This is a genomic window from Candidatus Hydrothermales bacterium (genome assembly GCA_039630235.1).
Taxonomy (GTDB): Bacteria; Hydrothermota; Hydrothermia; order Hydrothermales; family JAJRUZ01; genus JBCNVI01.
Map to the genome: position 1 here is coordinate 1 of JBCNVI010000065.1, position 274 is coordinate 274.

1 protein-coding gene is annotated in these 274 nt (G+C 36.5%); it reads left to right on the forward strand.

The genetic code is table 11. The features are described from left to right. A partial coding sequence (locus tag ABDH49_09325; protein ID MEN3047138.1) for a type III-B CRISPR module-associated Cmr3 family protein occupies positions 1-274 on the forward strand: 274 nt, incomplete at both ends.

The window sequence follows — 274 nt, forward strand, 5'->3', positions numbered from 1 at the left end:
AATCATGAGCGAAATCTGGATTAAATTAATTCCAAATGATACCTTATTCTTCCGCACCGGAAGACCCTTCACTATGGGATCTGAAAATTGGAGCGATGTAATCTTCCCACCATATCCATCCACTATATATGGAGCTCTAAGAACATTTTTGCTATTTCATAGAGAAGGAAATTTAAGCAGTTTTTATTATCCTGACATCGGAAGTCCAAATGAAAAAGGTAGCTTGCAACTCTTCGGACCGATCTTATGTGAAAAAGAAAATACTTCGTTTTTC